This window comes from Spiroplasma endosymbiont of Anurida maritima (genome assembly GCF_042465095.1).
Taxonomy (GTDB): domain Bacteria; phylum Bacillota_I; class Bacilli_A; order Mycoplasmatales; family Mycoplasmataceae.
The window spans coordinates 482,792-508,932 of sequence record NZ_CP102059.1 but is presented as its reverse complement, the minus strand read 5'-3'; the positions used below and the strand labels follow the sequence as shown (position 1 = coordinate 508,932).

General features: G+C 27.2%; 24 protein-coding genes. 2 read left to right on the top strand and 22 right to left on the bottom strand.

All coding sequences use genetic code 4. The features are described from left to right. Positions 1-76: 76 nt before the first annotated feature. The 19 genes from NPX79_RS02490 to uvrB form a co-directional block, all read right to left on the bottom strand. Entirely contained in the window at positions 77-841 is a 765-nt protein-coding gene (locus tag NPX79_RS02490; protein ID WP_381414862.1) for a lipoprotein, read from the bottom strand. Positions 842-925: 84 nt separating this feature from the next. Continuing rightward, the gene (locus tag NPX79_RS02485) at positions 926-2,002 is read right to left on the bottom strand and encodes a glycosyl hydrolase family 18 protein (protein ID WP_381414861.1); all 1,077 of its coding nucleotides are present in this window, start codon (positions 2,000-2,002) and stop codon (positions 926-928) included. A 112-nt stretch (positions 2,003-2,114) separates the two neighbouring features. Beyond that, positions 2,115-3,407, bottom strand: coding sequence for a glycosyl hydrolase family 18 protein (locus tag NPX79_RS02480; protein ID WP_381414860.1), 1,293 nt, complete (start codon positions 3,405-3,407; stop codon positions 2,115-2,117). 41 nt (positions 3,408-3,448) lie between these two features. Further along, positions 3,449-5,413, bottom strand: coding sequence for a hypothetical protein (locus tag NPX79_RS02475; protein ID WP_381414859.1), 1,965 nt, complete (start codon positions 5,411-5,413; stop codon positions 3,449-3,451). Beyond that, positions 5,388-5,660 (bottom strand): hypothetical protein, encoded by a 273-nt coding sequence (locus NPX79_RS02470; protein ID WP_381414858.1) that lies wholly within the window; start codon positions 5,658-5,660, stop codon positions 5,388-5,390. The genes NPX79_RS02475 and NPX79_RS02470 overlap by 26 nt, the downstream gene beginning before the upstream one ends. A 350-nt stretch (positions 5,661-6,010) precedes the next feature. Then, the gene (locus NPX79_RS02465; RefSeq protein ID WP_381414857.1) at positions 6,011-6,193 is read right to left on the bottom strand and encodes a hypothetical protein; all 183 of its coding nucleotides are present in this window, start codon (positions 6,191-6,193) and stop codon (positions 6,011-6,013) included. Positions 6,194-6,195: 2 nt separating this feature from the next. Beyond that, positions 6,196-7,104, bottom strand: coding sequence for an ATP-binding protein (locus tag NPX79_RS02460; RefSeq protein ID WP_381414856.1), 909 nt, complete (start codon positions 7,102-7,104; stop codon positions 6,196-6,198). Positions 7,105-7,121: 17 nt separating this feature from the next. After that, the gene (locus NPX79_RS02455) at positions 7,122-7,901 is read right to left on the bottom strand and encodes a DnaD domain protein (RefSeq protein WP_381414855.1); all 780 of its coding nucleotides are present in this window, start codon (positions 7,899-7,901) and stop codon (positions 7,122-7,124) included. Then, positions 7,882-8,373 carry a hypothetical protein gene (locus NPX79_RS02450; protein WP_381414854.1) on the bottom strand — a complete coding sequence of 164 codons (492 nt, stop codon included), beginning with the start codon at positions 8,371-8,373 and terminating at the stop codon, positions 7,882-7,884. Before NPX79_RS02450 ends, NPX79_RS02455 begins: the two co-directional genes overlap by 20 nt. Positions 8,374-8,620: 247 nt before the next feature. Then, positions 8,621-9,319: a folate family ECF transporter S component gene (locus tag NPX79_RS02445; protein WP_381414853.1), complete on the bottom strand. Its 699-nt coding sequence runs from the start codon at positions 9,317-9,319 to the stop codon at positions 8,621-8,623. After that, complete coding sequence (locus NPX79_RS02440; protein ID WP_381414852.1) at positions 9,320-10,429, bottom strand: Mur ligase family protein; 1,110 nt, start codon at positions 10,427-10,429, stop codon at positions 9,320-9,322. 4 nt (positions 10,430-10,433) lie between these two features. Next, the gene (gene uvrA, locus NPX79_RS02435) at positions 10,434-13,274 is read right to left on the bottom strand and encodes an excinuclease ABC subunit UvrA (protein WP_381414851.1); all 2,841 of its coding nucleotides are present in this window, start codon (positions 13,272-13,274) and stop codon (positions 10,434-10,436) included. A gap of 22 nt (positions 13,275-13,296) precedes the next feature. Further along, the gene (locus NPX79_RS02430) at positions 13,297-15,135 is read right to left on the bottom strand and encodes an AIPR family protein (RefSeq protein ID WP_381414850.1); all 1,839 of its coding nucleotides are present in this window, start codon (positions 15,133-15,135) and stop codon (positions 13,297-13,299) included. Between the two features lie 127 nt (positions 15,136-15,262). Then, positions 15,263-15,592: a hypothetical protein gene (locus NPX79_RS02425; protein WP_381414849.1), complete on the bottom strand. Its 330-nt coding sequence runs from the start codon at positions 15,590-15,592 to the stop codon at positions 15,263-15,265. A 96-nt stretch (positions 15,593-15,688) separates the two neighbouring features. Beyond that, positions 15,689-16,924, bottom strand: coding sequence for a phosphoglycerate kinase (locus NPX79_RS02420; RefSeq protein ID WP_381414848.1), 1,236 nt, complete (start codon positions 16,922-16,924; stop codon positions 15,689-15,691). A 50-nt stretch (positions 16,925-16,974) separates the two neighbouring features. Then, a complete protein-coding gene (gene trxB / locus NPX79_RS02415) occupies positions 16,975-17,907 on the bottom strand; it encodes a thioredoxin-disulfide reductase (RefSeq protein ID WP_381414847.1) in 933 nt (310 codons plus the stop codon). A gap of 83 nt (positions 17,908-17,990) precedes the next feature. Then, entirely contained in the window at positions 17,991-19,133 is a 1,143-nt protein-coding gene (locus NPX79_RS02410; RefSeq protein WP_381414846.1) for a prolipoprotein diacylglyceryl transferase family protein, read from the bottom strand. 65 nt (positions 19,134-19,198) lie between these two features. Continuing rightward, entirely contained in the window at positions 19,199-20,125 is a 927-nt protein-coding gene (gene hprK, locus NPX79_RS02405; RefSeq protein WP_381414845.1) for an HPr(Ser) kinase/phosphatase, read from the bottom strand. 8 nt (positions 20,126-20,133) lie between these two features. Continuing rightward, positions 20,134-22,098, bottom strand: coding sequence for an excinuclease ABC subunit UvrB (gene uvrB, locus NPX79_RS02400; protein ID WP_381414844.1), 1,965 nt, complete (start codon positions 22,096-22,098; stop codon positions 20,134-20,136). A gap of 125 nt (positions 22,099-22,223) precedes the next feature. Between uvrB and NPX79_RS02395 the strand changes: the two genes are divergently transcribed. Beyond that, positions 22,224-23,015: a hypothetical protein gene (locus NPX79_RS02395; RefSeq protein ID WP_381414843.1), complete on the top strand. Its 792-nt coding sequence runs from the start codon at positions 22,224-22,226 to the stop codon at positions 23,013-23,015. 17 nt (positions 23,016-23,032) lie between these two features. Here NPX79_RS02395 and NPX79_RS02390 read toward each other — a convergent pair whose 3' ends face one another. The 3 genes from NPX79_RS02390 to NPX79_RS02380 are packed head-to-tail and all read right to left on the bottom strand — an operon-like array spanning position 23,033 to position 25,771. Then, a complete protein-coding gene (locus NPX79_RS02390) occupies positions 23,033-23,737 on the bottom strand; it encodes a glycerophosphodiester phosphodiesterase (protein ID WP_381414842.1) in 705 nt (234 codons plus the stop codon). Between the two features lie 7 nt (positions 23,738-23,744). Beyond that, positions 23,745-24,680, bottom strand: a complete 936-nt coding sequence (gene pfkB, locus NPX79_RS02385) for a 1-phosphofructokinase (protein WP_381414841.1) — start codon at positions 24,678-24,680, stop codon at positions 23,745-23,747. A gap of 50 nt (positions 24,681-24,730) precedes the next feature. Beyond that, positions 24,731-25,771 carry a ribose-phosphate diphosphokinase gene (locus NPX79_RS02380; protein ID WP_381414840.1) on the bottom strand — a complete coding sequence of 347 codons (1,041 nt, stop codon included), beginning with the start codon at positions 25,769-25,771 and terminating at the stop codon, positions 24,731-24,733. 142 nt (positions 25,772-25,913) lie between these two features. On the opposite strand from NPX79_RS02380, the gene NPX79_RS02375 reads away from it, so the two are divergent. Next, positions 25,914-26,141 (top strand): NifU family protein, encoded by a 228-nt coding sequence (locus NPX79_RS02375; protein ID WP_381414839.1) that lies wholly within the window; start codon positions 25,914-25,916, stop codon positions 26,139-26,141.

Here is a 26,141-nt window from a genome sequence, read left to right as displayed (position 1 = left end):
ACTACCATCTTGTAATTGAGAATTTTTTGCTATTTTTATAATATCCCCGTCAGGTGCATATAACGCTTCTGCATTGTTAAATCTTTTTTATACCTTTGTGGCCTTCATATGTTAAAGCATGTTCATTTATAAGTTCTGCTATATTTGGTAAATCTTTTTGCAACCATTCCATAACATCATAAAATACACTAAGTTCTTCAGTTAAATATAAGTTAATATCAGAACCTAAAACATTGTGTACAGCTTCATAATCATTATCAATATAAGAAAAACTAATATTAAAATTACCTTGTAAATTAAATGATTTATTTATAGAACTTGCTTTAGCTTCCATTTCTTTTCAATCTGGTCTTTCAGTTCTTTGTAAAACCATATCTGATAAGTTAAAATTTTGCATAGCAAAATCTCCAAAATTGATTTCTGGAATGATTTCTTCTGGTGCTAAACCAATAAATAAATGACTAAATTTTTCAGTTGTAGAAATTTCTCATGATAATTCATATAAAAAAGTTTGAGCTTCTTTATTAATTTCGCTTAATGTTTCAAATAAAGAAGTTGAATTTACCACCAACGGGAATTCTTCTTCATCAGCCTCGCCAAATAAAAACTCTAATGCAGTTAATTCTCCTAAGTTTCCTTGAAAATATTCAAAATTTTGTTTTATAAAAGAACTTACTTCTTTGTCTATTTTATTTGAAATTTCACGCAATAAAGATTCTGTATCATCTCTTGAAGGTGGATCAGTTATTATCTCATTGTTTGATGGTGAACAAGCAACAACAGTTGCTACTGCTAATGTTACAATCCCTAAAGAACCTAAAATACTTAATAATTTTTTCATAGCTTTTTCCTTATAATATTAAAATAACTTTATTATTAATTTTATCATTTTTATATTTAAAAAAACATTATAAAAATATAATATTTATATTTTAGGTGTATATAAATTATTATTTCAATATTTTTCATATCAATAAGCAAATCTTCAGCCTTGTTCATGATCAAATAATATAGATCAAGTCATTAATCCTTTTGGAGTAAATGATTTACCATTTAAAAGCTTAACTAATTGAATAATATTTTCTTCAGTAACTGCTCCATCTTGACCAATATCAGCTGTAATAACACCTAATCCTAATTTATCATCTTCAAAATGATAAAAATCATTATCCGCCATAGTTCCTGTTGGTTCAATCATGTACTTATACATTAAGTACAAAAATTCTGCACGATATTGTTTATTGTTATTTGCTAAATATCCACTATACCCAACATAACTAACATCTTCTGGTTGAACAGTTATCCCATCACCATATCCATTGTAGAACTGGGGATGAACATAATCATAATAGCCTTCCATTGTTTCCAATAAATTAATGTATGTTTTTTGATTAGGGTTATTAGTATTTTTTCTTAAATAAGGTCACTCAGGTGCCATAGAAATTGTAAAATCTTTTCCTTCAGCTAATCATTCATCATGAATTTCTTTTAAAGCTGCAGCTGTTGTCATTAAAGATTCATTATCTGCTAAAACTTCCCCTTCAAAATCTATATCTAATCCATCTAAATTATAATAATCAACAACATCTAAAATAGTTCTTTTTAATTCATCTTTTTGAGACATTCTAAAACGCATTGAACTTCCAGTAGCTCCACCTAAAGAAATTAATGCTTTTTGACCTCTGCTATGTAAAAATTCTATCCCTTGTTTTACTTCATATTCCTGAAAGTTAACTGGATCAAATTTTGGCATTGTATAAGAACTTGGAGAAAATAAGAATGATAAATTAACATAATCATATGCTTTGTCTATTTCTTCAATTTTTGTTAATTTTTGTCCGGCTCCACTTCAACCATATCAATAACCAACTAAAATTTCTCCATCAATAGGTTTAGGAAGTGGTTTTTCTTTATCTTGTGAACCAGGATCACAAGCTACAACTGTAATAGCAGCCCCACCAATAATAATAAATGATCCTAAAATACTTAACAATTTTTTCATAATATTTCCTTAATTAAATTTTACTTATTTTAACATACTATTTTCCATATATTCCAATAAACAAAAAAACAAAAACATTTTAGTGTTTTTGTTTTTTTGTTATATAAAATAATTATTTAATTTCAGGTTCTGTTAAACCATTTTTTCAATGGTTTTCATATCAACGAGCAAAACTTCACCCTAACTCATGATCAAATAATATAGACCAAGTCATAAGACCTTTTGGACGATATGATTTACCATTTAAAAGACTTACTAATTGCTTAATATTTGCTTCAGTTACAGCTCCATCTTGGCCAATGTCAGCTGTTATAACACCAAGCGCTAGTTTATCATCTTCAAAATGATAAAAATCATTGTTACCTAAGTTATTTGTTGGTTCAATCATATATTTATACATTAAATATAAAAATTCTGCACGATAAGTTTTATTATTATTTGCTAAATATCCATTATAACCAACATAACTTACATCTTCTGGTTGTACACTAATTCCATCTCCATAACCATTATAAAATTGAGGGTGAACATAGTCATAATAACCTTCTAGTGTTTCTAATAAATTAATATATGTTTTTTGATTTGGGTTATTAGTATTTTTTCTTAAATATGGTCATTCTGGCGCCATAGAAATTGTAAAATCTTTTCCTTCGGCTTCCCATTCATCATGAATTTCTTTTAAAGCTGTGGCTGTTGTCATTAAAGATTCATTATCCGCTAAAACTTCACCTTCAAAATCAATATCTAAGCCATCTAAATTATAGTAATTAACTACATCTAAGATTGTACGTTTTAACTCATCTTTTTGCCCCATTCTAAAACGCATAGGACTACCAGTAGCTCCCCCAAGAGATATTAAAGCTTTTTGTCCTCTACTATGTAAAAATTCAATTCCTTGCTTCACTTCATAATCATGAAAGTTTACTGGATCAAACTTAGGCATTTGATAGGCTGTTGGTGAAAACAAGAATGACAAATTAACATAATCATATGATTTGTCTATTTCTTCAATTTTTGTTAATTTTTGCCCTGCACCACTTCAACCATATCAATATCCTACTAAAATTTGATCATCAATAGGTTCTGGTTCTGGTTCTGGTTCTGGTTCTGGTTCTGGTTCTGGTTCTGGTTCTGGTTCTGGTTCTGGTTCTGGTTCTGGTTCTGGTTCTGGTTCTGGTTCTGGTTCTGGTTCTGGTTCTGGTTCTGGTTCTGGTTCTGGTTCTGGTTCTGGTTCTGGTTCTGGTTCTGGTTCTGGTTCTGGTTCTGGTTCTGGTTCTGGTTCTGGTTCTGGAATTGGTAAATCTGGTTTTTCGTTATCTTGAGAACCAGGGTCACAAGCCACAACAGTAATAGCCGCTCCACCAACAATGATGAACGACCCTAAAATACTTAATAATTTTTTCATAATTTTTCTCCTTTAAATAACGTATATTTTAACATTAATTTTTATTCTTCCGGAAATATAAGTCCGTCGTAACCAGCACTTCTACCATCAGATTCCCCTGTTGATGGAATATATGCTATTTGTGCTGTCCCTAAATTTCATCTTGACATTTGCAAGTTATCATAATAATTATCTCTTCATAAATTAAATTGATTTAAAGCAAAGTCAACTCCTCCAATATTTATCAAAATATTACTTTCAATGTTAGAAAGATTATTTGGCACTTCAGCACTTTCATATCTTGTTAAAGTATCTCTAAATAACATATCTACAGTTCCCCTATATGCTTCCACATTCGAATACACTTGGTTTATATTTGTTATTTGTAAATTATCACTAATACTTATCTCAAATGGTACAATGTTTTTTACTTTATCTTTAATATGATCTTCATTTTGTTTCATAATGTAGTTCATTGCATCGTTGGCATTAGCAGTTTTAGAATATTTAGCTGTTTTAAAGTCTTCCGATTTCAAAACAATGGCTTGTGTGCCTTCTAAATTTTGAGTCATAAATGGTGAAGAAAACCAATATCTAAAATGAATATTTCCTTGTCCATAAATATTGTGGTGATTTCTATTTAAAAATCCAAACATTGTCGATGCTTCAATTTTTGAATTAAGCAATAATTCAAAAGAGTAATCTAAAACATTTCTATAAACTTGTTCTACAGATATTTGGTCTGGTGTGATTGAAAAAAGAGTTAAATCACTTAAAGCTTCTAATGGCATACCATCATACGATCAGCTTGTTATATCTAAATAACCAGTGTCAACTAAAGTAGATTCAGTAAACAATTTGTTTTTACCCTCTTTTTCAATAATTAAATCTGATTGTAATTTTATTTTATCTTTTGTTGATTCACTACTAAAATTGCCTTTCATATTTTTATTATAAAAATTAGTAATTAAATCAAAATAATTTTCTTTAATTCCTGTTTCATAACTTGTTTCTTTGTCTTCATACTTTCCTACAAAAGATTGAGAGCCAGCTTTATCAAACGATAATAATCCTGGTATTTCACCATATAATACAGCATCACCTTTTCTAAGGTCAACAAAATTTTGAATTGAATTTATAGTTCCATATAAAACACTTTCAATAAAATTTTCCTTATCCATTAAAGCATCTCTCACCCTGTACATTGTGTCACTAGCAGTGTCTTCATATTCAGAAGGTGTAAAATGGTTTTCGTATTCTTCGATAGATTTTTTTATACCACCTAATCCAGCTACATAAGGAACAATACTACTTTCTCTAACGTTCGGTTCTCCTCTACCATCATATATAGGTTGAGTACTTTTTACTCCCGTCATATTATCAACAATTGTTCTACTTGTAAATGATTTAACACTTGAGTCATAATTTCAACTTTCCACCTTTAGTTTACTAATATCAAACCCTGGTAATTCTGATAATATTTTTTCTACATCATTATTTTTTCCAAAAAGTTTATCAATGTCATTAAATTCTTGCACTTTATCTTGGCCTTCAAAGGTTAAGGTGTGTTCTTTTAATAAATCTGAAATAGATGTAAGGTTTTTTTTCAATCACTCTATAACATCTTTTAAAAGTTCTTCCTTTTCAGCAACATAAATTGTTTGGTTAGAAAGTCCGTTTGATGTAAATTTTAAAATTTCTTTATCTTTAACATAATTCAATTCAAAACCAAAGTCAGCAGATAATTTTTTTGTGTTTGGTATTTGTTCAGCTTTTACAATAATTTCATTATAACCAACATATTCAGATTGATTATTTACTTGTTCTACAATATCAAATTTGTATAACTGTAAGTTCTTCAATGAAAATGCACTAAAAATTTGATCTGATGACAAACCATTAAATAAAAATCCGTATTCACCACTTAAAATTTTATTTCCAAGTTGATTTAAAAAATCACTTGTTTTTGTATTTAGATTTTTATAAGTTTCACTAATTTCATTACTTTCAATAGCTCACGGGAACATCCACAGCTGCATCTAATTTTTCTTGCAATAAATTTAAATCATAATTATTACTTAATGAGTATTGTAATTCATTTGCTAAAAATAACTTTATTTCATTTGTAATTCACTTAACAGCTTCACCAAATTTCTCTTTATCAAATTCTTTAACAGGTGCATCTCCGCCAAAACTAGGAGCACAAGCAACAACAGTTATAACAGAAAGAGCCGATATTTTTGCCGAAGCTAAAATACTTAATAATTTTTTCATATTTTTTTCCTTAACACTTTTTTATAAATAACTTTTAACATTTTATCATGTTATTTATAAAAAATCCAAAATAGCTGATTGGCCATTTTGGATTTTATTCGTTTAAATATGATTTTTGATTTATCTTATCAAGTTTAATATTTGCAAAGTATGAAGCATAATTTTCATGTAAATTTGAAGCTTTAAATATTCACAAAATATAATAAAAAGCATCAAAATTAATTCTGTTTACGACATTTAAGTTTTGGTTGTCTTCAATACTTAAGTTTTGTAGCGAAATATCGCTGTCTTGTTTTACTCCTTGGTGTTTAAAAACACGAATAACACTATCAATACGATAATCGCCTTCTTTAATTTTTTCATAAGCATCTTTTGAAGTGTTTTTTTATATCATGAGCACTAAAATATTTATTAGTGTCATTTGTATTTGTTCTTGTTAATTTTGCTAGCAGTGATGTTTTGTCCAATATTGATAAAACAATAAACAAATTATCGCCAATTTCTACAATACTACCATGTTTAATTTTTCCCATATTTATTGTTCCTTTAAACTACGATTAAATCGATTAATACCTAAAAGTTCTAGCGGTTCCGCTAATGCCATAATACGATCTTTAATTCGTTTAGCTCGCATTATTTCCACTTCTTGAAGATTTTGATCACCTTTTTTACTTGTTGCTAAAATTGATAATAATTGCTCTAAATTAAAGTTAGAAGTGAATCATATTTTTTTCTTTAAAACTAAAGCTTTGTCCAAAAGATAAAATAAAACTTCTTCGCGATCAAAGGCTGAAATGTCATTGCTACCAATATCATCTAAAAAGATAAAGTCTGCTCTTAAAATTTTATTAATAATTTTTTCTTGATTTGTTTGATCGCCAAACTCACTTTTTACTTTTTTAAATAAGTGGTTTGTATTAATGAAAGCTACTTTATGCCCTGATTCCGCTAATTTATTTGCTAAAGCAATTGAACTATATGTTTTACCAACACCTGGATTTCCATATAAATAAAGCCCTTTTGTGTTTTTAGAATTTTTCGCAAAAGCTACCATGTGTTTATTTAATTCTTTATGACTAGTGTTTGGTGTATCTTTTGCTCAACTTTTTATATCTATTGTTAAAAAATCTTGGTGGAAATCACGATAGATATAGTTTCTTTTTAAGTTAAGTTCTTTTTTATTATAAATTGAATGAGCACATTCAACTCAATCAATATATAGTTGATTGCCTTCTAATGATAACCATTGTGTGTACCCGGGATATCTTTGTTGGCATTTAGATATTGGTTCTTTTTTTTCACACACCAAGAAATATTGAATAAAATCGTTTAAAATATTTAAATTTTTTTCAATGTATTTTTCTTTAAAGTTAATTTTTTCTAAGTTTTCTTTAACAGAAAAATTATTTTCAAAAAAATTGATTGCTTTTTTAACTGTTAACATAAAACCTCTCTTAATACTTAAATAGAATCTCACTCTTTTAATATTTCATCAATGTCTAATTCTTCATCTTTGTAAAGACGTTTTTTCATTAAATCTGGATTGTATTCTTCCTTAATAACTTTTTGCACTTTTTTATGCATTTCCTCTGCTCATGAGGCTTTTTTTCCATAATAATTGTTAAATTGTGGTTTACTATTAGTTTTATTAAAGTTAATCGCATTTTTAAAGTTTTTAACTTCTTGCGATTTTTTGAATGATGTTTTTAAATATTCCATTGCATCAGCAATTTTAGTAATTGCTAATTTTTTTAATGTTTCAGCAATTGAATTAATATATTTTAATTCCATTCTTTTGTTATTTTTAAAATAAACATATTCTAATAAACAATTAATAACACCATTATTTAAACGAATAACACTTAATAAATTTTTTAGAATTTCTTTATCAGTTGTTGATAAAACTTTACCGCCTTTTAGTAATTGAAAGTATATTGTTGGTCTAATTGAACCCATTTCAGAAATCTTTACATCTAATAATGTTTTGGGTTTAATTTCGTTTTTTTCATCTAAACCAAAACTAACTTGTTCACCAGTTTTATTTGCTTGCAACTTATTAAGGTGATAATCATTTTCAATATTGTATTGCAATACTTGTCAATCAATGTGGTTATCATTTGTAGCATCAATAATATTTTTAACTAATTGTTTTATTTCAATATCTTTATAAAAACGTAAAATTCCACTAAGCATTTCTAAATTATCTTTTAAAATACTTACATTATATTTTTTTGTTAGCAATCTTTTTTTCTAAATCATAGTAATTAATTACTTCTGAAATTTCATCAAGAAGTTTTTGTTGTTTAACTTTTTTGATAAATTTATTTTTAAGTTTTTTAACTTGAGCTTCTCCGACTTTTAATGATAAAAAGTCAATTCATTCTTTATTTGCAAAAAATCCAGCTGGAGATAGTGGTTTTTTTAAGATTAAAGAAACTTTGCTTTCTTTACTGTTTTTTCAAACCTTCAATAACCCGTATGCAATTAGATTATCTTTAGCTTCAATAAAACTTTCTTCTGTCATTTCTAAATTATTTAAAAAATAATCTAGCCCATATTCATCAAAACATTCTTCTTCATCAATATTATTCATCAATAAATAAAGATCTTGTCCTCTAGCACCCAACAATGGACGATAAAGATTTACAATGATATTCAAATCATCTTTACTTATATCACTTTTCTTTAAAACTCACACAAGGTTATTGTTCATGTCTAACTCCATAAAAAAATATATTTTATTCAAAAAATATAAATACTTAAATAACCCGTATGATTGCTACCGATATTTCAACAACCCCTTTTGTTAAAATAACCTACATAAAGATAATAACCTACCCGCAAATAAATAAAAACCAAAACTCACTAAAAATTTTTTATACATTACTTATAAACTTTTTAATGTTTAAAAACCCTATATAAGATAAGGGTTTATAAACCTTTTCCACAAATAAACATTTTTACTCTGGTGTTTTTTGTGACTTTTTAACTTTTTTTATTCTAACAATATTTATTAAATACTTTCTCTTGCTTCAAAAATCTAAACTAGTATTGTTGTTAATTAAAAAATACATTAATGAAAATGACGATAAAGTTATTGGAATATATATTGAAATCGAAATTGGAAATTTTATTAATTTGATAATAAATGTCGCTGCTGTAAATCCCACATTTTCATAAATTGAGTATATTCAAATTGTATTGAAGAAAAATGAAATTAACACAAACGAAACTATGTAATGAATTGACGCTTTTAAAGCTCAATATTTTTGAGTTTTATAACAAAAAGTTAAAGCACCTAAAATTGCATATAACACTAAATTAAACATAAATCCGTTATGATACGGTCCATTAATAAAAATTAAAGATCCTAATGAATCTGTAGCAATAGCTGAAATAATTCCCAAAACAGGTCCAAACAGCATCCCTATTATGAATAAAATAAAATTTCCCAAAGCAATGGTAATTGTTGCGCCAAAAAATATAAAAGAATAACCAACAAAATTTGTTAAGATTACTGATAAAGCAATCAAAACAGAACAAATCGTAATTGATAAAATAGATATTTTTTTTATTTCTTGGCGATATATAAGGCTAAAAACCCCTAATAAGGTAATGATGGTTAAGGCGCTAAGAATATTTGTAATAATATATAACATTTAATGCTCCTTTTTTTTAAGATAATTAAATACTAAAGGCAAGAAGTATAATGAACCACAAAAAATTATATCTTTATTTTTATTATACTTATAAACTCTTTTTCATGGTTTAACATTATATTTTTTTAGTAAATTTTTATCTAAACTTTTTAAATGACTAAAACTAACAACTTGAATATTTTTAAAATATTTTTTAAGTTCTAAAATACATTCATTATAAGAAGCATTCTTACTAAAAGTACAAATTATTTGTGTTTCATTTGAAATCTTATAATTTACACAAGTTTGAATTAAATTTTTAATTCCTTCAATATTGTGAGCGCCGTCAATTATTCTTAAAGGATTTTGTTGCAATATAGTAAACCTACCTAAAAAATCTTCTGAAAGTAATTTTTGGTTAAACTTTAAATTTAAAACTTCGATTGCTTTTTTAACAATTCCAAAATTATTTTTCTGATATTCAATTGCAGTATCATCATATAAATCAGCTATAAATAAATTATCTAGTTTAATATAGTTTTCAACTTGTTTTTGAAATTTTTTGGTTACATTTCCTAAAACAATATTATTTTTTTTATAAATTTTTATTTTAGATAACAAAATATTTTCTAATGTATTGCCCAAAACTGACATGTGGTCATGACCAATTGAAGTTAAGATTGTTAAAATCTGCTTATCAAAAACATTTGTTGAATCTTTTTCACCACCAATACCAGCTTCATAAACAGCTATATCAATTTTATTTTGAGTAAAATACCATATTGAAATAAATGTTCATATTTCAAAAAATGTTAACTGATATTTTTTAAACAATTTTTTAAAGCGACTATATATGTTTAAAAGATCTTTATCAGATATATTTTCTCCGCTTATGGAAATTCTGTCATTATGCTCTAAAAAAGCTGGTGATAAAAATAACCCAACTTTTTTATTATTAGCTTTTAATTGTTGAGATATATTATAAGCAACACTGCCTTTTCCATTAGTCCCCACAATATTAATTGTTTCAAATGAATTTTCAATATTATCAAATTCATTTACTAACATTTTTTTTAAATTATAATTTTTAGAAAATAATGGTGCCTTAAAAAATTTTTTAGATACTTTCATTAAATTATTCTTCTAAATATTTTTCTAAATAATTTGCAGTATAACTAACGTCTTTTGAACTCATTAATTGTTCGGGAGTTCCTGTCGCAATAACACTTCCTCCATTTTTACCACCATCAGGTCCTAAATCAATAATATAATCAGCCATTTTTATTACATCTAAGTTATGCTCAATTGTTAACACTGTATCTCCATTATCAACGATACGATTTAGAACATTTAATAAACGATTAACATCATCGATGTGTAACCCTGTTGTTGGTTCATCTAATAAAAAGATTGTTTTTCCTGTACCCTTTTTTTGTAAAAAAGTTGATAACTTAACTCTTTGGGCTTCTCCACCTGATAATTCAGTTGCTGATTGCCCTAGTTTAATATAACCTAAACCAACATCATGAAGTGTTTCTAATTTTTTTAATATTTTAGGTTGTTTTACAAAAAATTCCATCGCTTGATCAACTGTCATTTCTAAAACATCATAAATATTTTTATCTTTAAATTTAACTTCAAGAGTTTTATCTTTGTAACGACGACCTTCACAAACTTCACATTTAACAAAAACTGTTGGTAAAAAATGCATTGAAATTTTTAAAACTCCATCTCCTTGACAATTTTCACATCTTCCCCCTGGAACATTAAATGAAAAACGACTTTTAGAAAAACCATTAAGTTTAGCTTCAACAGTATCTGCAAATAAATCACGAATATTATCAAAAAGTGATGTATAAGTTGCTGGATTACTTCTTGGTGTTTTTCCAATTGGATCTTGAGAAATACTAATTACCTTATCAATGTGTTCTGTTCCTAAAATTTTATCGTGTTTTCCTGGGCGATCAGTTGTTAAGTGTAAACTTTTCTTTAATCCTTTTAATAAAATTTGATTCATTAAAGTTGATTTACCAGAACCAGAAACACCTGTAAGACAGACAAATTTATTTAAAGGAATTTTTACATTAACATTTTTTAAGTTATTTGCTTTTGCACCTTTAATTTCTAAAACTTTTCCATTTCCTCCGCGGCGTTTTTTGGGAACAGCAATTATTTTTTCTTTACGTAAGTATTGTGCTGTAATAGATGTTTTGTGATTTTTAATTTCTTCAAATGTTCCAGCACAAACAATCTCTCCACCTTTATCTCCAGCTTTGGGACCAATGTCAACAATATAATCTGCGTTTTGAATTGTATCATCATCATGTTCAACAACAATAACTGTGTTACCAATATCACGTAAATGTTTTAAAGTCTTAATTAAACGATCATTATCTTTTTGGTGTAAACCAATTGAAGGCTCATCTAAAACATACAACACACCAGTTAATTGACTACCAATTTGTGTCGCTAAACGAATTCTTTGAGATTCTCCCCCGGATAAAGTTGAAGCACTTCGAGCTAAAGTTAAATAACCCAAACCAACTTGATTTAAAAATTCCAAACGATTAATTATTTCATTTAAAACTAACTTAGCAATTTTAGTTTGTGATTCTGTTAAATTTAGTTTTAAAATAAATTCTAGTTCATCTTCAACTGACATATTAGTTAAGTCAGTTATGTTGATATTATTTATTAAAACAGATAAAGGGACTTCGTTTAATCTTTTACCATTACAAGTATTACATGATTTATCTGACATAAATCCTTTATAATAATTTCTTTGTGTTTCACTTTGAGTTTGTTCATAACGTCTTTCAATAACACTTCCAATTCCTTCAATAATATCAAAACTATTTAATGTTAATCCTCCACTTGTTTTAATGTTTAATTGAACTTCTTCATCACTTCCATATAACAAGTAGTCTAGTTGTGATATTGTTAAATCTTTTATTGGAATATCTAAAGGAATTTTATAATGTTTCGCTAAAGTTTCAAATTTAAGTCATTCAATGTTGCTTGATAAAACAATATTTTTTAAATAAACAATTCCCCCTTCTAAAACGGATATATTTTTATCAGGAATTAATAAGTCTTCATCAATTTCTAATTTTACACCAAGACCCTTGCAATCTTTACAAGCTCCTTGTGGAGAGTTAAAAGAAAAAAGTCTCGGTTCTAAACTAGGAACATTAAACCCACATTCTTTACAACCATAAGTTGATGAAAATAATGTATCTTGATTTTTTTCACGGTCATGAATTTTAACCATACCTTCACCGTATTTTAAGGCTTGTTCAATGTTTCCCTGAATATCTAAAATTGTTTCTTCATTATCAAAAAATGTTAAAGCTTTAACAACTATATCGATATTGTGGCGTTTATTTTTATCTAAATCAATTGGTGTATCTAATGACATAATTTGTCCATCAATTTTTACACGTAAAAATTTATCTTTTCTTAAACGAGCAATTAAATCCACAAATGAACCTTTACGATCTCTTACAACTGGTGAAGAAATAATTAAACGATCTTCATTTTTAAAATTAGCACAAATTTGATTTACAATTTCTTTAATACTTGATGATTTGATTGGTCCATGACCATTAACACAATGTGGCGTTCCAACTCTTGCGTACAATAATCGTAAGTAGTCATAAATTTCTGTAACAGTTGCAACTGTTGAACGCGGGTTATGACTAGTTGTTTTTTGTTCAATTGAAATTGCCGGTGATAATCCTTCAATTAAATCTACATCCGGTTTTTCATTACCTCCCAAAAACTGTCTCGCATAAGCGCTTAAACTTTCTACATATCGTCTTCTACCTTCAGCATATATTGTTGCAAACGCTAAAGAAGATTTACCAGAACCTGATAAACCTGTGAAGACAATTAACTTATCTTTAGGAAATTCTAAATTAACATTTTTTAAATTATGTTCTCTAGCACCTTTAATTTTAATTGTGTTTTTGCTCATATTATGTCCCCTTGTTTATTTATTATTTCAAACCTTTGAAATTTAAAGGTTCGCTGAAAAACGTTGAAAAAGAAACTCTTTTTGTGTTGTTATTATATATAAATTTATAAATTTTAAATATTGCCAACAATAAGTTTTCGTGATTTGGTTCTATATTGTTTTTATACATGTATTTATAAATAACATCATTATTACAACTCAGCATGTCTTCTACATGATGACAAAATTCTTTTTGATATTCATATTTATTAATAGCTTCAATTTCGTTAAACGGCATATTGTTTAGTTCATCTTCTGCCATTAAAGGAACTAAATTGTCATAAAAACAGTAATATAGTTTCTTTGACTTTAATCAACTATCGACAAATGATTTAATGTCTAAAAATTTACTTATGTTGTTAATATATTTTTTAGTTTTTGCATCGTTATTTGCTTTAATGTAATTTAAAGCAAGCGCTGAGTTTTCACAAACTCAGTTATGGTTACAATGCTGTGAAAAACAGTTAATTAAATCATTAACAACTTTTTTACGATCTGTTATCAAGAATTTATCATCAAAGATTAAAATAATGTTCTTTAAAAAATCATCTAAATTATAAACACTATTCCCAAAAACATTTTTAATGTTTTTATCGACTTTAGCATAACCTTTTTTAGTTTTAATAAATTTACCTTGATTGTTTAAATGTTTATTTAAAATATTAAAAACACTATCGTTAGAGATAAGTTCATATGACTCAACTTTTCTTTGTGTATTTGAGGCAATAGTAATTTTATTTGTAAATGTCTCTCAAGTTTCAGAATAAAAATCTTTCTCTTTAGCTGGCGCAATTATAGTGACAGGAATACGTGTTTCAAGATTTAAATCTTTTTCATTATTAATAATAAAACGTACTGATTGTTGTCCATTTAAAACACTCATATTATTGAATGATAAATTACTGTTATTAACTTCAACTTTTCCGGCAATAATTTTAACCCCATTGTTAAACACAGGGAAAAATGTTTCTTCAACTCTATCTTTTGATAAAACACTGTTCCCTAAACTTAAACGAATGTTTTTATCAAAAATAGCATCGACACTGTTTCCGCCTTTTATTTCATTATTAAAAACATCAATAAAGTTCTTGAAAGAAAATCATGTATTGATTATCTTGTAATGTTCTTTGTCATTTTTAATTTCACGTAAAAATAAATCACCTTGTTCACTTTTTGATAATTTAGGTAATGAAATTTCATGTGTTACATTTTTTAATCTTTGTGTATAAAACTTTAATAAAAATGCATATTTTATTTTAAATTTATTAAAAGTTAAAACATCATTAATATGACTTGGTTTTTTAACTTCTAAAATAGCTGCTTCATTTTTTTCATCAATAACAATAATTTGTTTCAATCTATTATTAATAATTTCGTCAAAATCAGCACTATCTAATTTTTTTTGTAAAGAATCTAATCATGAATAAATAAAATCAACGTATTCTTGATCAATTCCTAAAACATCTGTAAAAAAGTTTGTGTACTCTTGTTGATTTTTTTCCTTACTTACAAAATATTTTTTTAAAACATTTACAAATACTTCTACATAATTATTTAATGCTTTACTTTTTTCTTGTAATAAACTTAATGCATTTTCTTGAGTGGAACCACGTTCTTCTCCTGCTTGCTCATTAGTTGCCACAAAAAACATTTCCTCTTTGTCGACAAAAATAAAATCACTATTGATTCCGCTATTAATAATTGTTTCTTTTTCTATATCTTTTATTAAATTTGAATTTAAAACATTTTCAGTTATTAAACGTTTAACTTCAAATGTAAATTTTTCATTTATATCAAAAAAATTCTTTATTTTGTTTTTCATATTTTACCTTAACTCTTAAATCACAATAATAATATTATAATAATACCCTAAACTATTTCTATAAGCAAAACATGAATAAAATAAAAAAAATATTCTCCTTAAAATTGGGTGAATATTTTTAATTATATTATTTTAAAAGTTTATTAATAGAACTAACGTTAGTATCAATTATTTCTTTAAATGGTTTAACAATTTTTTCTTCATCTTCAAAAAAGTGTAAAATTTCCATAATAACTGTTACTAAATGATTAGTTTTTGTTCTATCTTCTGCTAATTCATATTCTTCAAAGTGTCAACTAAATAAGTCTCTTGCCACTTCAATATCTACTAGGTTTTGTTGATAATGATTATTATATGCAGATTCGCTAATGATATCTCCTAAAAAATCATCAAACGCTTCTTGTTCTTTAATTTCTTCTTTAATTTCTAGCAATAAATCTTTTAATTGTTGTTCCATATAACTCCTAAGTTAAACTTTATTTTTTATAAAATAAAGTTTATTGATAATACATTTATTTTAACAAAAAAACGTTGAGATACATAGTTAAAATAATTACTTGTTAGAAATAGCATCAACTCCCGGTAAAGCTTTGCCTTCAATAAATGTTAAACTAGCTCCACCACCAGTTGAAATGTGTGTAAATTTATCTTTAAATCCAAATTTAATTGCAGCAGCAGCTGAATCTCCACCACCAATTACAGTAAAGGCATCTTTTAAGTTTGCAATTGTTTCACAAACAGCAATTGTCCCTTTATTATAGTTTTCGAATTCAAACACACCCATTGGTCCGTTTCAAACAACTGTTTTTGCATTTTTTATAACATTATTAAATAATTCAATTGATTTTTGCCCAATATCTAATCCCATTTTATTAGGACTAACATTACGATCTTTTGTGTTATCACCTTTAACATCTTTAAAGTCTGTTGTTTCAACAGCATCTATTGGTAAAACAAGTTTGTCTTGACCTTTTTTAATTAAATCTTTTGCAACATCAACTTTATCTTCTTCTAATAAAGATTTACCAATTTCAAATCCCATTGCTTTATAGAAAGTAAAGGCCATTCCCCCACCAATAATAACTTTGTCCGCTATCTTTAATAAGTTTTCAATAACATTAATTTTATCAGAAACTTTTGCTCCACCAACAATAGCTACAAGTGGTCTTTTAGGATTATTCATGGCTTTTGATAACATGTTTAACTCTTTTTCCACTAAAAAACCAACACATGATTCTTTAATGTTTGAAGCTATTCCAACGTTTGAAGCATGTGCTCTATGAGCTGTTCCAAATGCGTCATTTACAAAAACATCTCCAAATGATGCTCAGTATTTACCAAGTTCTGGATCGTTTTTACTTTCTCTTTTAGCAGCAGCATTACCCTTTGCATCTACAATAACTTTACTATCTTTATCAAAGATATCAGCAAACCTTGTATTTTGTACAACTAAAATTTCTTTTTCTTTTAAATCTGCAATTTGTTGCTCTAAAACAGGGCCTTGCATGTAATGTGAGAAATGTACTGGTGCTTTTGAAAACTTTTGCAACTCTTCACTAACTGGCATTAAACAGTTTTTTTCCATGTCACTTTCAACTTTTATTTTTCCTAAATGTGAAAATAAAATTATCTTAGCGTCATTATCTTGTAAATACTTTATTGTATCTCAAGCTCCAACAATTCTATTATTGTCAGTAATTTTTCCATTTTTCATTGGAACATTGAAATCCACTCTTACTAAAACTTTTTTACCTTTTACATTAATATCTTTAAGTGTTTTTTTTGTCATTTTTAAAACCTTCCATTTTTTAATATCTTATTTATATTTTATAACAAATATTAGTCAATTGAGTCTAAAATATTAATTGCTCTTTGAGCCGCAACTGCTCCATCACCAACAGCTGTAGTGATTTGTCTAAGTTGAGTGTTTGTAACATCTCCAATTGCTAATAATCCATCAACTTTAGTTTGTTTTTTTAAATCAACTTCAATATATCCTTCTTTGTCTAAAACATTAAAGTGTTCTACAAAGTCTGTTATTGGAATAGCACCAATATATGGGAAAATTGCTTTTACTGCAAAATTTGTTGTTTTATGATTTTTAATGTTTTTAACAATAACTTCTTCAACTAAATCTTTTCCATTTATTTTATCAACAACAGCATCTAAAATTAATTCAATTTTTGAATTAGCTTTTACTTTATTAATAGTTTTATCATCTGCTCTAAATCCTTGACGACGGTGCACAAGATAAACTTTTTTAGCAAACTTTGTTAAATACAAAGCTTCTTCTAAAGCAGATAATCCACCACCAACAACCATTATTTCTTGGTCTTTATATAAAGCGCCATCACAAACAGCACAGTAAGAAACGCCCTTACCATAAAGACGATCTTCTCCATCGACTCCGATTTTTCTTTCTAAAGTTCCCGTAGCTACAATAACTAATTTAGATTTTATTTCTGTTCCGTTATCAAGTTGCACTGTAAAAATGTCATTATTTTTCGAAACTTTTTCAACGCCCCCTCCAACAAACGGAACATTTAAGGTCATAACTTGATTAAACATTTTAGAAGCTAAATCAAAACCATCAACAGCTTCAACCCCTGGATAGTTTTCAATAATACTAGTTTTAACAACTTTTCCTCCAGGTGCTCCTTTTTCAATAATAACTGTATCAGCCTCAGCTCTTGCAGCATACAATGCTGCAGTTAGTCCTCCCGGACCAGCACCAATAATGGCTATTTCATATATTTTTTCTGTTTTATTCATATTTATCCTTTATGCTATTTAATATTTCATAAGATTATTATAACAAATAAAAAGAGGTTTTATTTATTCAAACCTCTTTACTCCTAATATTGCTTTTCGTATAACCAACCTTTTTTACGATATTTGATTACACATAAAAATTGAGAAAAAATTAACATTAGAACTCCTATCCCAATAGAAATAGCAATAATGGTGTAACTTATTGCTCGACCATTCGAAATAAGTAAATCTTCTGGCGCTCTTTGTATTTCCAAAATAAGTCTAAAAACATTGTATCAAATTAAGTATAAACTAGTTTGTAACCCAACTCTTATTGGTAAGATTTTATGTGGGTTGTGTAAACTTTCAAGCTTAGTAACATCTCTTTTTAAAAATGAATTAAAACGATTTTTTTGATACTTTATATAATGTTTAAATCTTTCACTTTTTTGAGTGGTTTTTTTAATATCTTTAAAGTAAATCTTTTTATGATCTGTATTGTTTTGAATTTTATCTAAGTCTCCCAAATGAGGTTTAATGTCAAAATAATATTTATCTCATCAACCCTTACGTGTTAAACTTGGGTCTTTTCCAAATCTTTTAGATAAATGACTTGAATAAGATAAGTATCATGTTTTAGGAATTAAAATTGATATTATTAAGTAACCAACTACATTAGCAAAAGACTCATATAAAAATAATGGTTGAAAGTACTGTACCATTTCATGATTTGAAGGATCAATATATCCTCCATTCATAGCTAATGCTAAAACTGGGTAATATCCATCGGGTATTGGATCTGGAATATATCATTTAAATAAATTATTTTTAATAAATCCCGGAAGTCAACTTAAAGCTTCATATGTTGTTTCACTTCCTAAAAGTTCATGATTGAAAAAATTACCTCATCTTCCAATTGCTTGCGCTAACAAGAGTTGGGGGACGAGCATTTCTGCATATACTCATAAAGAAATGCTATACTTTTTACTTTCATAGTGGAACCAAATTCAACCTATTCCAAATCCAAAAAGTAATCCTCCATGAATGCTCATTCCCGGAAGTCAAAAAGCAAAATACTGTCATCATAAAATAGGCACAACAGCGTCAGCTTTTCCTAAAATACTTGCACCCACTAATCCTACTGGAATTATAATAAAAGATGCAATATATAAACTTTGGGTTGGGATGTTACGTTTTTTAAACATGAAATAAGCAATAGCAATAACAGCCAAAAAGGCCACGAACATAAAAAGTCAGTAAGGCCTAAACCAATTTCAATAAGTATCTCTTGCAATTCACATGCTATTTTCCTTTATTTTTTAAATGTTTTAAATCACCTTTGTTCAAATTCTTGAAAAGATGAATATCCCGATAACTCTAGTTTTAGTTTTGAAACAGAAGCTTCAATAAGCTCACTAATGTTTCTCCCAAAAGTTACTGGTAGCTTTATAATAGGAACTTTAGTACCTAAATAATCTTTATATTTAGCTTGTGCTCCTAAACGATCAATAGTTTTATATTCTTCATCTGATAATAAAATCAATTCTATAACTAAATCAATTACCGTTTCATTTAATGTTAGTTGAACTCCATAAATTTTAGTTAAGTTTATTATTCCCAATCCTCTTACTTCAATTAAATTTTTTAATGTGGGGTGAGAACATCCAAATAATTTATTGTTTTTAGATTTTAAAATGATACGATCATCTCCAACAAATAAATGATTTTTTTTAACTAACTCTAAAGTTGTTTCTGATTTACCAATTCCACTTTTACCTTTTATTAATACTCCTTTACCAAAAATATTAACAAGTGAAGCATGAACTTCTTCAGTTGGTGAAAAATACTCATCAAACACATCAAGTGAAAATTGTAATATTTTTCCTGTTGTTAAATTATTTATTTTAACAACAGGACATTTTAACTTGTTAGCAACCGTTATTAAATCGTCATCTTTAAATCTTGAAGTAATTAAAATTAAAGGAATGTTTCTTTTAATTAACGATTCATATCTTTTAAGTTTAACATCTCGCTCTAATGTTTTAACATAATTATTTTCTTTTCTAGAAAAAAGCACAACCCTTCTTTCTAAATCATGATTTTCAAAAAAACCTGCTAACTCTAATCCTGCGCGATTTAATCCATAGACATTAATTTCATTATCTAAATTTTTTTCTCCACATAAAATTTCAATGCTTTCAAAACGTTTAATAATGTTTCTAGCTGTTAATTTTTCCATAGTTACCTCTAATCTGCTTGTATTTCAAGAATGATATCTCTAATTTCTGCTGCTTTTTCAAAATCTAATTCTTTACTTGCAGCTTCCATCATTTTTCTTAAATCATCTATTATATGTTCTTTGTTAGCTTTATACTCGACTGATTTTTTTGCTTTTGATTTAATAAGTCTTTCATAAGAGATTTTAATGTTTGAGAAGTCTCTTATGGCTTTTTTAATAGTTGTTGGTGTAATATTATTTTTTTCATTATGAGCAATTTGAATATTTCTACGTCTTTCTGTTTCACCCATAGCTTCTTCCATGGCCGGTGATATTTTATCAGCAAATAAAATAACATGCCCGTTTTGATTACGAGCAGCTCTCCCAATAGTTTGAATTAATGATCTAGCATTACGTAAAAATCCTTGTTTATCAGCGTCTAAAATACAAATTAATGAAACTTCCGGGATATCTATTCCTTCTCTAATTAAGTTAACTCCCACAACACAGTCATACACTCCTCGACGAAGATCTAATAAAATTTGTGACCTTTCAAGTGTTTTTAACTCGCTGTGTAAATAAGCGACCTTAATGTCATGATTTTGTAAATAGTCTGTTAAATCTTCCGACATTTTAATTGTTAATGTTGTTATAAAAACACGTTCATTTTTTTCTTTACGTATATTAATTTCTGAAATTATTGTTTCTACTTGTCCTTCTTTTGGTTTTACTTCAACCGTTGGATCAATCAATCCAGTTGGTCTAATAACTTGTTGGACAAAATTATTATTAACCAGTTCTGACTCATAGTCCCCTGGTGTTGCAGAAACATAAATTGTTCTTTTAATTTTGGCTTTAAATTCTTCAAACGTTAAGGGGCGATTATCTTTTGCACTAGGTAACCTAAACCCATATTCAACTAATGATTCTTTTCGACTGCGATCTGTTTTATACATTGCTCTAATCTGAGGCATTGTCATATGAGATTCATCAACTACAGTTATAAAATCCCCTTTAAAAAAATCAATAACAGTAAATGGTGGTTCTCCCTCTTTTCTTAAATCCATATGACGTGAATAGTTTTCAATTCCTGAACAATGACCATGTTCCTCTAACATTTCTAAATCATATTCTGTTCTTTGTTTTAATCTTTGAAATTCTAATGTGCGATTTTCTTTTTCATAAAAATCTAATCTTTGAATTAATTCTTCTTTAATTCTTTTTATACCTTCTTTTAGTCTTTCGGGAGAAGTGATATAGTCTTGAGCTGGATAAATTGTTGTTTGAGATAATCTTTCTTTTACATTTTGAGAAACGGTTTCTACAAAGGCAATCCCCGAAACTTCTTCATCAAATAAATCGATTCTAATATGACTTTTTGTACTTCATGATGGTACTACATTTATCACATCCCCTTTAAAACTAAAAGTTCCTGGTTTCATTTCAATATCATTATAAACATATCCTGATTTAACTAAATAACGATTAAAGTCTTTAACTTTAAAGCTTTCTCCAACCTTCACCTCAAAAAATGATTTTTGATATTCGCTAGGATCTTGTGAACCATAAATTGCTGCAACTGAAGCCACAACAATGACATCTTTTCTTGTTGAAAGTGCATTATAAGCACTTAGGCGCATCATATCTAATTCCATGTTTTGTTTAGCATCTTTATCAATATACATATCTTTTCCTGGTAAATATGCTTCTGGTTGATAAAAGTCAAAGTTAGAAACAAAATATTCTACTCTGTTTTCAGGAAATAACTCTTTTAATTCTGAATATAGTTGCATAGCTAATGTCTTATTGTGGGCCATCACTAATGTTGGTTGATTTAGTTTTTCAATTACATTTGCAATAGTAAATGTTTTACCAGTTCCTGTCGCCCCTAAAAGAACTTGATCCTTTACGTTGTTCTCTAAGTTTTTAATTATTTTTTTAATTGCTTTTGGTTGATCACCTGAGGGTGTAAACTCAGTATTTAATTTAAACATATACACCTCACTTAAATTAATTTTAACCTAAATATATGAACATAACAAAATAATAGTTTGATAATAACTTATATTATCTATATAATTAACATGATATAAAAATATATATAAAGGGGCATAAAAAAATGAAAAATACTCAAAGCTCTGTTGACCAAAAGATTTTAGAATTAGCAAAGTCATTGGATAATCCTAAGGCTGAAGCTATTTTAAAAGAATTGGTTCAATTAAAGTTATCATATGGAACAATTGAAAAATTAATTAGATTCAAAACTGATCTTACTATCGCACAAAAAGATGTTATTTTAAAAATTAGTCAGGCTTATAGTCAAGCGATGGCTAGTGAAGATTCAGAACTTGAATTAGATATTGATAGTAGTGCATTTAACAGTAAAGAGGAAAACAAAAATTTAAGTAAATTATCAAATGTTGTGCGTACCAACAAAAATATTGAAGGTACTAACTATGATGCAATTTTAGATGGTCAAGAACTTGATTTATCGGAAGAAAATGCAAATTATGAAGAAACAGCTTTAGAAACATCTAAAGCTGGTGTAATTGATATTTATGACACATTTGCAAGAGATGAAAAAGAACGTGAAGCTGAAAAAGCTCAAATTAAAAGAAATATTCAATCAGAAAGAGTTGTTGCGTCTAACATGAATGTAAAACCTAATGTGAATGCAAAACCAAATTTATTAAACAATGATGATGAAGTAAATACAACTATTGAGGTTAAATCTGCAGAACAAAGAGTTCAATTTACTCCTAAAAATTCAGATACTTCAAGTGTTATTGAAATTGTTAATGATAAAAAATATGGTTTAACAGAAGACGGATTTGAACCATCATTCGACCCAAGTACAGGTCGTAATTTTTATCAATTAAGAAGAGCAAAAATTCATCCAATAAAAAAATAGTTGAAAAACTATTTTTTTTATACAATTAATTTTTCATTATCACTAATATAATGTTTTACTAAAAATGCACAAGATGCTTGCTTTATTTTTTCTACACTTTGTTGGCTATTTACAGTCCAAACATTAATTTTTTTGTTTATAATTCTTAACAATCTACTAATTTTTTTGTTTAATATTAATTTGAAATCCATATGAAGATAATCAAAATCATCCAAAATATTTGTATTTATATTTTTAATTTTTTTTAACNNTAAAAACCCCTTACTAAATTCATTTTCAAGTTTACTAATAAAATTTAACTCGGCCTTCCCAAAAGAAGAAACTATTATTTCAGCCGTTGTTAATGTTTTAAGATCTTTTAAACTTTTATGAATAACTTCAAAGTCTTCATTTGAATAATAGTCTTCTTTGATTTCCACATTAATAACTTTAAACTCTTTTGCCAATGTTTTTCCAAAATCCTCAACTAGTAGTGGGGGATTTTTTGAAATGTTGTTTTTAAAATAATTAAGTTCAAGTATTTCATCATATGTCAAAGCACTAACAAGAATATTTTGCCCAGCAATTCTTTTAAAATTTTTATCATGAAAAATAATAACTTTTTTATCTTTAGTTAACCTTATATCAAATTCTACTCCAACTGTTTTAGCTAGTGCTTTTTCAAAATCTTTTAAAGTATTTTCACTTAATTGTGTTTTAAAACCTCTGTGTGCGATTAACATTTTATACCTACTTAATTCTTTCTACGTTAATTTTGTTTATATAATAATCAATTTTATCTATTTTTGCTAAACCTTTTGAAAAAGCTGTAGCAGCTCCACAAGCAGAACAGTATTTTAATGTTTCATCTAATGGTAAATTATTAACTAAACCAAAAATAAATCCACCTAACATACTGTCCCCAGCCCCAACAGAGTTTATTAAATTGCCTGTTGCTGCATTTATTTTATAAACAGAATTATTATTTCCAAAATAATATCCACCTTTTTCACCCATGCTTAACAAAACATTTTGAGCTCCATAGGTTTTTAATTTATCAACCATGCTAGAAATTTCTGCAAAAGAAAAATCTTGAACTTTAACATTTAATATCTCACATAACTCGTTAATATTTGGTTTAATTAAAAACGGTTTTGCTTTTATTCCGGATAATAAATTTATTTTACTAGCATCCATTATAAAAAGCGCTTGTTTTTTATTACATATGTTACCAATAACTTCATATATATTATTTTGCATTTGTGGTGGTGTACTACCTGATAAAACAACAATATCATTAGGTTTTAAAATATTATCTAATTTTAAGAGAAATTTATCAACTAAATTTGGATCTATTTTTGTTCCTGTATTATTTAATTCTGTCTCTTGTTTTAGAGATAGATTTTTTATTTTAAAATTTATTCTTGTAAGTGATTTATGTTCAATAAAATCTGACAATAATTCTTGCTTTGCAAATTCTCTATAAAAAATTTTAGAATTCACTTTTCCTAAAAATCCCATAGCAGTAACATCGCAGTTTAACTCTTTTAATACAAAAGCTACATTTATTCCTTTTCCACCAATATTTTCATAACCATTTTCAAAATAATTTGTTTTATTAATTTCAAAATTATTAGTTTCAATTATATAATCAATAGCTGGATTCATTGTTATTGTATATATCATGTGTACACCTCACTTATAAAAGAAAAAGCAAGTTAACTTGCCTTCTAAAATTATTTGATTTTTTTAAAGTCCTTTTTAACAGCTAAACTTAATTCATCATTATAAGCTGTATAAACGTCAGATAAACTTCTGCTTTCCACGATTGCTTTTATCATATCAACAACCATTGGTGCTATGTTAATAATTTCTAAACCTTTAAATATTTTTTCTTTTGGAATATCAATTGTGTTTGTAAGAATAACCCTTTCCACAACACCAGCTTCAATAACTTCTGATAATCTAGAACATGCAGGATCTGAAAGAACTCCGTGTGTTGCAATAATATAAACTTTTTTTGCTCCATGTTTTTTTAAAGCTTTAGCAGCTTGTGTAATTGTTCCACCAGTATCAATCATATCATCAACTATAAAACAAATTTTATCTTTAACATCTCCCAAAACAAATTCAATTTCAGCTACATTTGGTTTTGGTCTTCTTTTATCGATAACAGCAATATTCGGTGCTGCATGACCTAATTGATCTGAAATTTCTCTTGCTCTTATCAATCCACCATGGTCTGGTGAAACAACAGTTACTTCTTCATTAATTTTTTCATTTTTAATAATATTTAAAATACATTTAGACATTTGTTGTGATGTATGTAAATCATCAACCGGTACATCAAAAAATCCCATTGATTGAGGTGAGTGTAAATCAATTGTCATAATTCTTGTAGCTCCAGCTCCAGTTAGCATATTTGCCACTAATTTACATGTTATTGGTTGGCGCCCTTTTGCTTTTCTATCTTGTCTTGCATACCCAAAATATGGTACAACAACATTTATGCTTCTTGCACTTCCTCTTTTTAAAGCATCAATAGCGATTAGTAATTCCATTAACATTTCATTAACCGGATTTGATGTTGATTGAATTAAATAAACATCCTTACCCCTAACAGAACGCATTGCTCTTGCTAAAATTTCTCCATCCGCAAAACGAATAATTTTCATCGGATCTCTATCTACGTTTAATAAACGACAGATATCATTTGTTAATTTTTCACTTGCTGATAATCCATAAATACTTACTAAATTTTTGTTATAACTAGACATGTTCTTTCCCTTTTTTCTATTAACTTATAATATTATTTTAAATAAATAATTTTCATTATTCAATTAAAACTTAAAAATTAAAACTTAAAATAGTAAATAAATAACATATTATTTGATATTATAAATAAAATAGAGGTAAATAATGAGTTTAGAAGCTAAAGCAAAAAAAATTATTACAGATTTACGCCCTTTTATTAATCAAGATGGTGGAGATATAGAATTTGTAGAGTTAAAAGATAACATTGTATATGTTCGTTTAGGTGGAGCTTGTATTTCATGTGGCCTTGTTGATAACACAATTAAAATGGGAGTTGAACAAATTGTAAAATCAGAAGTTCCCGAAATTGATAGTGTTGAAGTAATTATGTAA